Consider the following 8,945-nt stretch of genomic DNA (forward strand, 5'->3'; position numbering starts at 1 on the left):
CCCAGCTCGGAGGCGACGGTGGCTATCGGACGGCCGGAAGAAATAACGAGATCAACGGCATCGGCTTTGAATTCATCAGAAAACGTTTGACGGGCGGACATGGGCACAATCCTTTCAAACTGTGTCTCACATCAGTAGTACACCTCACGCTAAGCCGCGAGGGGCCCGACCAGAGATAAACCTTGGGGAGGCACCGCTTACATCGGGCTCGGCGGGGATGATGCTCCACCGAGGCCAGTGCGGCGCCGGCTCCGCGGCGGACAACCCGGCGCCTGACCCACCCCCACGGGCGCAGGACACCGGTGCACGTGTTGCCTCATCGGTAGTAGTGCCAGGACGCACGCCCTGATCGATCTCCACTGTGCGGACCCAGCCACGGATCGTGTCCGCCGGGATGCCCAGCTGCGCGCCGATCCTTGTAAACGCGCCACGCCGGCCACTGGGATTCTTCTGGGCGTCCATCACGATTGAAGCCAAAATGGTTGCCGGCGCCGGGCACCGGGTGATCGCGCTTAGCGCCATCGACTGTAGCAAGGGTGTGGGGCGGCCAAGGCGCCCGCCGAGCAATTCCGACTCGACAACCCCAAGATCATGATTTACCGTGAGCATCAGCGCGGCCTTCCGCGTTAGAGTGGCCCGGCGTTGAGCTTCCAAATTCTTACGCGGGCCCAAGGCGGATTTGGGCCGGCCGGCCTCCACGGTGCGTGGCTGGATACGCTCCTTGACTTCCTGTGCACCAATGATCACGGAGCACTTCAGCGCACTGACCCTGCGTGACGCCCCGGACGTTGCGGGAATCCGGCCACTGCCGGCCGCATGTCGCAAACGTATCGCTTCCGGACCGTTCTCTCCGCGGGCTAGTGCTCGCCGTCAGTTCCGCCGTCCTTGGACCAGTCGGAGGGTCCGTGGCAGCGGAGGGCCAGCACCACTCCAACGTCCACGCGGCAACCCTGAACCTAGGTGCGCCGGACCTCGTCGAAACACGCACCAGCACCGCACTCACTGCGGGTGTGACGCTCACCAAGATCAGCCGCGGGAGCACGGACAGCTCCCTCTTCTGGACGGCAGAAATATCCATTCCCGCTGATTCGCCCGATCCGGACGCCCCGTCCACGGCATTGTCCACCCCGGCCGACGCCCAAATCATGGCGGCCTAGCTGAAGTCCGCCGGGGTGGAGGCCCGCGTCGAGCAGGTTCAATCGCCACGGCTGGCCGACTCCGGCGGCGAACTGGACTACCGCGTCCGGGCCGGATATTTCGCGGACAAGGCGGCCGGGGCCAACCTGCCGGCGCAGATCACGGCTGCCGGATACAGCTCCTCGGGGCTCTACACCGGATGGGACCGCGACCTCGGAAGCATCGGCACCACCCACGGACCCTGGAATCTGGACGTGATCACCATAGATCCCAAGAACTACCACGGCGAACTCCGGGCCTCCTTCGGTGCCGACCTTGAAAAACCGGAAACCACCAGCCAGTTGGCCGCTGCATCAGGGGCGGTCGCCAACATCAACGCAGGTTTCTTCGTCTTCGACCCCAAGGCAGGGGCAGCCGGCGATCCGGCCAGCGACGGAGTCTATGAAGGCAGGACGCTGAGCGAACCGGCCGCGGACAGGCCCGCCTGGATCATCGGTGGGAAGTCGCACACCACTCAGATCCAACGCCTGCGTTGGGCCGGAAGCGTTGCAGCGTGGAGGACCACCCTTGCCTTGGATGGGATTGACCGTGTCACCGGCCTGATCCGGAACTGCGGGGAGAGAAACGGTGCCCCGACGGCGCTGCCCCTGCAGGACGTCACCTGCACCAATGCCAACGAATTAGTCGCCTTCGATTCGGCGCTCGGACGACGCACACCGGCGGGCCCTGGCTTTGAGGTCTCGCTTAGCCGCCGCAACGTCGTCACCGCCGTCACAGCAAGCCGTGGGTCCTCCGTCCCCGTTGATGGTCACACGCTACAGGCCACTGGGCACCGACGTCCCCGCCCGGCGTGCGGTGGCCCGGACAGGGGCCAAGCTGGAGATCAGGACCGGTCTTCTCGGAAGTCATGGCAGGCTGGTCAAACCGACGAAGACCACGAGCATTGTCAACGGCGGTCCGCTGCTGATCAAAAATGGTGTTGAGGACGTCACCTTGCGCCGGGACGGCATGGTGCACCCCGATGATCACAATGAGGTGTACTACGGTTGGGCGCACGAACGTACTACCCGCCACCAAGAGCCGCGGCGGGCAAGGGCACTCAAAGCGCTAGGGACGCGGGTGCCGCGTCGAGCGCGAGTGGCTTGCGGGCGACCAGGGTGGCGGCCGACACATGGCCATCCGGCGGATACCGGGACGCACGAGCAAGGAGTTTTGTGCCCACCCCTAACGTGCGACCCAGTCCCATCTCCGAACGGGTCAGCCCGGCAGCCACCCACCAAACCGGGGACGCTCCAATTCCTAAGTTAACCAGTGGCAGACGCAAGGCGCATCACACATCCTTGGCAACACCAATGTTGAGGCCCTCCCATATCGTCTAAGCAAGAGAGCCTTTATCAAGACGGGATGGCCGAGCTGCGCGACGCGATCCACAAGCAGAAGGACTGACCCCCGGCTTGGGCACCCGCGTCACGGAGCCTACTGTCGAGGCGTTGCCCCCCCCATGCCAGTACCGGTCCAAGGCAAAGGCTTTATGCGGTTTAGGGACCGGCCCGGTTCGGCGGGGCGCTGAACCGGGGCCGGCGCAATCTTTCTACCGGGTCTGGTATTCCGCCGCGGCGGCACGGAGCCGTCGGTGCGCTCCGCGGTAGGCTTCGGCCGACTTGAGCGACCATTTCGGTAACTTCGCCAGCATTGTGTAGTTGGGGTCGCAGACGTTGGCGGCTGGAGCGAGACCGAGCTGGCTGACGAGCTGGTATGCATCGAGGGTGTCCATGCCGGTCAGGTCGGAGGTCCAGGAGACGAGGTCGGTTTGGCTGATCCGGAACGCGTCATCGAGCGGGCGCACTGAACCGGTGCTCATGATGTACTCATCATTCTCAAGCCGGGGCCAGGCGAGGGCTCCTCCTTTGACGACATCCACCACGATCACGCTGTTCATAGCGGACTCCAGCCCTGTCCCGCAGATCTCACCCTCGCCCTGTCGTGCGTGTCCGTCGCCAAGGGAGAGCATTCCCCCGGGCACGTTGACCGGGAGGTATAGCGTGGTCCCTGCCCGCACTTCGGGGGTGTCCATGTTGCCGCCGTGAGTGGAGGGCGTCACAACGAGACGGACTTCCCCGCTGCCGGGTGCGACACCGACGGTGCCGTGCATCGGATCCAGCGGCATCCTCAGCTCGTACTCGGACCGGCGGGCACGGAATGTGGCCGTCCATGACTCGAGATCAATGTCATAGAACCAGACACGTTCCTCGAGTGGGTTGGAAAGCATCGCAGTCTCGTGCGTCGGCGTCAGCGCACCAAACAGGGGGAAGGTGCTGGAGATCGCGTATGGCCGGGCAGGGATGATCGAGACGAAGTGCACGGCCAGCACGTCGCCGACCTCGGCTCCTTCAACGTGGATGGGACCGGACACCGGATTAAGTTCAGCGAATGGAACCATCTTGCTGGGCAGGTCAGTGTTGCTGGTGACCCTGCCACCGAAGCAATCCTCGGTGCTCACCTCCACGATATCGCCAGGCTTCACACTCAGCAGTGGCTCAACCCCGCCGAAGACGTAGGAATACTGATCAGGACGCGGCCTCAGAGAGTGAATTGCCATATCAGCGAACCTCCGTCGCGTCGACCGGGGAACTGGGTGCGGAGGGGTCCGTCATCCGGCCCGTCTTGAGCAGGATGATTGCCACAATGACACCAACGGCCAGCCAGAGCACCCCGAGGATTTGTGCGGCGATGTTTGCATTGATGATCACCGCGACCAGGATGGCGAGGCCAAGGAGCGGAATCACAAGGTGCACGAACCATCGGCGCGACTTCTGACGCACGATAAACCACCAGACGACGGCGATATTGAGCAAAGAGAAAGCCGTCAGCGCCCCGAAGTTAACGAGGGTGGAGATTTCAGTAAGGCCGTTGGGCTGGGTGACGAGGTAGAGGCCAAGCACCAGCGAGACAGCCGCTACAAGGAAAGTAGCGTTCACTGGTACGCCGCGCTTGGGGTGCACACGGCTGAGGAACGCGGGCAACTGACGGTCCCGGGCCATGGCGAAGAGAAGACGGGAGGTTGCAGCCTGAGCGACCAGGGCGTTGGCGAAGCCCCATGCAACGGCAGTCGCCGCGGCCGTAAGGATGAACAGGAAGGGCCCGCCTGCGTTCTTCGCAGCGTCGTAGAACGCTGTTCCGCTCGAATCGCCATTGGCGATCAGAGCGGCCGGATCGTGCACGAGCATGGATCCTACCCACGTCTGCACGACGAAGAGCACACCGACCAGGAGCAGCGCGGCGATCATGGATCGACCCAGCGACTTCGTCGTCCCGGCGTTCTCCTCAGCGAGGGTCGAGATGCCGTCGAAACCCAGGAACGACAGGACAGCGATCGAGACCGCTCCGAAGATCAACGACCAGCTGAAGGTATGGGAATTGAAGAAGGCATCGAAGCTGAAAGAGCCCTGACCCTTGGCAACAGCTACAGACCCGATCACCAGGAACACGGCCAGCACGAGGATTTCGAGCACGATCATGACCTTGTTGACCCGGGCCGTGAACTCGATGCCCAGATAGTTGATCAGGGTGTTGAGCGCCACGAACGCGACCAGCCACACCCATAGGGGCACAGCGGGGATCATCCCGTTCATTGCTATCGATGCCGCTAAGTAGAGGAGGGCCGGGATCAGGATGTAATCCAGGAGGATCATCCATCCAGCCACGAATCCGAGCAGGCGCGTGATTCCGCGCCCGACGTACGTGTAGACGGAGCCTGACATCGGGAAGGCCTGGACCATCTGCGCATACGAGTTCGCGGTGCACATCATGGCGAGCATTCCCACGATGTACGCCATCGCCACCATGCCGCCCGAGGCCTGGAAGACGCTGCCGAAGATCGCAAACGGTGCGATCGGCACCATGAAGATCAGCCCATAGATCAGCAGGTCGGAGAATTTCAGGCTGCGCTTGAGTTCCTGCCGGTAACCGAACTCTTCAATGCCGTCCCCGCTACCCGCCATGGTCCCGGGGGGAGCACTGACATCCTGGGGTCCGTGCGGTGTAGTTTTCATCGTCGATTGTCATCCAATGTTTGGCCGCGGACGACGCCGTCCGTGGGTGAAATTATTTCCAAATGGAATGATTGGATGATACGGGGATGCGGGCTAGATCACAAGCAGGTCGTGTCCTACCGCCAGAGCGAGCTTGGAGCCGGCCGATGAACGGGCGGAAGCACGCCCGACGGCGCTTGTCATCGAAGTCAGCCTCCGGACAGCCAATGCCGCCGTCATCGATTCCAGGAGTCCGCTCCGCCACAACTCCGTCAGCAGTACGACCCCGTCATAACAGCCCTGGGCATAAGACGCCGGAAGGGGCGCAGACATCCCGAAGCGGTCCAGGTACAGCTCGAGGAAACTTTGATGCTGCTCGTCGCTCTGCCGCATGAACGAGGGCATCGCGGAGTACAGCGTCCCTGTAGAGTCCCCTCCGGCAGCCATCAGGCTGTTCTCATCCAGCGTCGTGCACAGACGGATGAACCGCTGGTCAGCACCAACCTCGGCCGTTGCGCGGTGAAAGGTGATTCCGTCACGGCCAACGAGTGAGATAAGGATGGCATCCGCGCGATTCTTCCGCGCCTCGTCCAAGAGGCGTCCGGTGTCGACCGAGCCCAAGGGAACAAGCCGGTCCATGACAACGACTTGCCCCAGGCCCGGGAGAACCTGGGAGGCGGTACGGTGGACCTGCCGTGGCCAGATGTAGTCATTGCCTATCAGCGCCCACCGGCGCACCCGATGACGTGCAACGATCCACTCGAGGGGTCGCTGCAGCTGTAACCGTGGCCCCGAGCCGATAAAGATCGTGCCGGATCTCTCCAGTTCCCGTTCATGCGGTGGCGTGAACACGTAAGGCACCCGGTCAGCGACGACCTGCGAGACGGTAGCGCGGACGTCGGAGGTGTGTGCGCCGACGAGGCCCTGAACGAGTCCGGCGCCGATGAGCTGGCTAACGACGCGGGCCGCCTCGACGGGACCCCGGCCGGCGTCGATCACGACGAGCTCGGGGAAAACGCCGGCCCGCTCAGCGACATGCTCGGCCGCGAGCAGGGCACAGTTCAAAATGGAGGGACCCGAGATCCCCATCACACCCGACAGCGGAGCGAGCAGACCAATGCTGAGCGTCCCCGGCATCGGCCCACGCAGCAAAAGGGTGCCCGGAAGCACTAGGCTGGCTGCAGAGGTCACAACCCGATCTTGCCGCATCGATGAGCCTAAGGTGCGATTGAGGAGGATTCATGCTCAAGATTCGAGACGATGAGGGACACGACGTCCCGCTAACGGAGGTCATCACCGCCCTGTCGGCCATCGGAAAAAACCTACTCGACGGCCTCACACTCGCGCTCAGCGAGGAAGACACCACAGCAGAACAGTGGCGTGTCCTCCACTTGGTCTCGAAGCTTGGCTCCCCGACGATGGGCGAACTCGCGGCCTTATCCGGCATGGCAAACGCATCCCTGAGCAGGGTGATCGACGCATTGGAAGATGCCGCCTCTGTTTTCCGGCTTCCCAGCCCCGAGGACCGCCGCCGTATCACCGTCCAGCTCTCCGACCACGGCGCAGCCAGACTCAACCGGATGGAGAACCTCGTCTCTGCCTGGGAAGCGCTGACCCGGGTGCGGCTAGGCCCTGACACCGTCGACGCACTGACCCACGCCATGCGACTCGCAGGAGAAGGTGACAGAGGTCATCAATCAAGCCATTCTTCCGTTGCGGCTGAACCCGCCCATGCGCACGACTGCCAACCGGCGTCCCCATCGAGGTGACTAAGCGGACAGTCGAGCGCGGGTGCTTGGCACGGACTCCCTCCTCACACCTTGTTCACCCCAAGGCGTTGTCCGTCTAGCGCTCCAAGACACCGCTGCTTGACACAGGGAGGCGACGTTGTCCTTGGGCTTACCGCCAAAAATCTTCCCTGAGCCGGGGCGAATCGGTCCAAGGCCGATCCTGCCCGTGCGGCCCGGGAACAATGACTTTATTCCCCTTCGCGCTTCAGGCGTGGCCGCCCACGGGCAGAAACTACTGGCCGTTGACACTCACGCAAGCCATCCAAGCTGACTGGAAGGAGCATACAAGCCTAGGCGGCCTGCTAGGCCTCGTACTGCAGTCGCGTTTATGGGGTGTGGCCGCGGGTCTGGTTGTGGCAGTGCTTGGCGCGTTTCTGATGTTTTCAGCGCCAGTGTGATCTTTCAGGGTGTGGTCCGGGCTCGGCAGCGTGGCCCAGGCGAGACGGGTGATCAGGTGCCTGATTTCGGGCAGGCTCAGGGTAATCAGCTCACTGTGGCCGTCGCCGCCGGGGTGTTGAGCCCCTTTTTTGACCAGATGACGGCCAGGAAGGTGTGGGCGAGCATGGACCGGCGGGCGAGCAGCCAGTACTCGCTGTCGGGATCATTGGCGCTGTTGATTCGGGCGCCGTCCCAGGCCTAGCGGCGGTCGCCCATGGCTCCGGCCCCGGCCGAACGGGTCCGCCAGGAGCGTCCGGAGAATGAGGCGATGAGCTGATCGGCGCGGAACTCGGTACCGAGGGGCCCGGTTCTGGCCATCAGCCGCTGGATCACCGGTACGTTCAGCACGTAGTGGACGCCAAGTTCTTCCAGGGCCCAGTGCAGTCCTGAGTGCTGGCCGTAGACCGCGTCCCCGGTCACCCACATGGCCGGCACGCCGCCATCGAGGGCGCGGATGATCATGTCCTTGGCCAGCTCCGGTTTCGTGGCGAAGGTCCGTTCCGCCGGAATACCTGCATCGGCGCACCGGTCCGCGTCCTGGTCCATTCCCTAGGCAGGTAGAGTTCCCGGTCCAGAAACGTCCGTCCGGCAGCGGTCGCATAGGTCAGGAACACCCCGATCTGGCAGTTCTCGACCCGGCCCGCGGTGCCCGAGTACTGGCGGGCCACCCCGGCAGAGCGCCGGCCCTTCTTCAGGAAGCCGGTCTCGTCAACCCTCAGCACACCCTCACTGGAGGCAAGGTGGCTGACCACGTAGGAACGCAGATCATCACGCAGCGCATCCGGATCCCAATCCGTCTCGAGAGCAGCCGTTGCATCCCGTCCGGAGTCCCGTGCCCGGCCCGCTCCGACAGGGTCCAGGAGTTCTTCCGCTCCTCATCCGAGATTAGCCCCCGGACGTACGCCGGCGTTCTCCCGTGGCTCCGCCCGGGCAAACCACAGCCCGCATAATGTAACGGCGTGAGCCCCGCCGGCCCCAGTCCGTCCCGTTCGCGCCCTGCATGTCCATTCCAAATTTGGCGTCAACTATGATGTCGTCGCGGTTCCTCGCCGGCGCTGTGCGCAGCATTTCCTCGCTCAGGCCAGGCGTTTTGCCATACGTGTCCGCAACGTCGAAGAGCGTGATGCCTTCTTCGATGGCGGCATGGATCACCGTGTTCGTGCCCCGCTGGGACTCCGTCGGCGTTCCGGGTCGGCCAAGGTTGTTGCAACCCAAGCCCACGGCGGAGACGGTGAGGCCGGAGGTACCAAGTTGTCCATAGTCAGTGGTGCAACCAGCCGAATAGGACGCGGCCCGGTGGGGCATTTCTACGCGCCTTCTGCATAATCGCGTGGACGATGGCCTGACCGCCCTGTTCTGTCTTACTCAGTGTTCGCATGCGCGGCAGCAGCGGCCACGTTATCGACCCCCCGGCGCGTCGCCAAGAGCAGGCAGACGACGTCGAGAGCCACGTGGGTGACCTGGTCAAAGAGGCTGGAGAGCGGCTGAACGGTCTCGGCCTCGCCGGGGCGGCGGTATTTCGTGGCGGCGGGCAGCAGCAGCACCGACA

General features: G+C 63.7%; 8 protein-coding genes and 2 pseudogenes. 3 read left to right on the forward strand and 7 right to left on the reverse strand.

Annotated features, from left to right (window positions below; all coding sequences use genetic code 11):
* Positions 1–101 (reverse strand): transposase (locus IV498_RS17910; protein WP_269046113.1); only part of this gene is annotated, 101 nt, incomplete at its 3' end.
* Between the two features lie 804 nt (positions 102–905).
* On the opposite strand from IV498_RS17910, the gene IV498_RS17915 reads away from it, so the two are divergent.
* Both IV498_RS17915 and IV498_RS17920 read left to right on the forward strand, forming a co-directional pair.
* Positions 906–1,157 (forward strand): hypothetical protein, encoded by a 252-nt coding sequence (locus IV498_RS17915; RefSeq protein WP_269048439.1) that lies wholly within the window; start codon positions 906–908, stop codon positions 1,155–1,157.
* A 15-nt stretch (positions 1,158–1,172) separates the two neighbouring features.
* Entirely contained in the window at positions 1,173–2,120 is a 948-nt protein-coding gene (locus tag IV498_RS17920; protein ID WP_269048440.1) for a hypothetical protein, read from the forward strand.
* Between the two features lie 608 nt (positions 2,121–2,728).
* Here the strand turns inward: IV498_RS17920 and IV498_RS17925 are convergent.
* The 3 genes from IV498_RS17925 to IV498_RS17935 form a co-directional block, all read right to left on the reverse strand.
* Positions 2,729–3,736, reverse strand: a complete 1,008-nt coding sequence (locus IV498_RS17925) for an acetamidase/formamidase family protein (RefSeq protein ID WP_269048441.1) — start codon at positions 3,734–3,736, stop codon at positions 2,729–2,731.
* Between the two features lies 1 nt (position 3,737).
* Positions 3,738–5,189, reverse strand: coding sequence for an APC family permease (locus tag IV498_RS17930; protein WP_269048442.1), 1,452 nt, complete (start codon positions 5,187–5,189; stop codon positions 3,738–3,740).
* Positions 5,190–5,282: 93 nt separating this feature from the next.
* A complete protein-coding gene (locus tag IV498_RS17935) occupies positions 5,283–6,359 on the reverse strand; it encodes a substrate-binding domain-containing protein (RefSeq protein ID WP_269048443.1) in 1,077 nt (358 codons plus the stop codon).
* A gap of 50 nt (positions 6,360–6,409) precedes the next feature.
* Here IV498_RS17935 and IV498_RS17940 point away from each other — a divergent pair, with 50 nt between their 5' ends.
* On the forward strand, positions 6,410–6,937 hold the full coding sequence (locus tag IV498_RS17940) for a MarR family winged helix-turn-helix transcriptional regulator (RefSeq protein ID WP_269048444.1): 528 nt from the start codon (positions 6,410–6,412) through the stop codon (positions 6,935–6,937).
* A 561-nt stretch (positions 6,938–7,498) separates the two neighbouring features.
* On the opposite strand, the pseudogene IV498_RS17950 reads toward IV498_RS17940, so the two are convergent.
* The 3 genes and pseudogenes from IV498_RS17950 to IV498_RS17960 all read right to left on the reverse strand — a co-directional run.
* A pseudogene (locus tag IV498_RS17950) lies at positions 7,499–8,337 on the reverse strand (IS701 family transposase); the annotation flags it as partial.
* A pseudogene (locus IV498_RS17955) lies at positions 8,333–8,701 on the reverse strand (aldo/keto reductase); the annotation flags it as partial. The pseudogenes IV498_RS17955 and IV498_RS17950, both read right to left, overlap by 5 nt.
* Before the next feature lie 56 nt (positions 8,702–8,757).
* Positions 8,758–8,945: hypothetical protein (locus tag IV498_RS17960; protein WP_269048446.1), on the reverse strand; the 188-nt coding region annotated here is incomplete at its 5' end.

This window comes from Paenarthrobacter sp. Z7-10, assembly GCF_026932795.1.
In the GTDB taxonomy this organism is placed as follows: Bacteria; Actinomycetota; Actinomycetes; order Actinomycetales; family Micrococcaceae; genus Arthrobacter_M.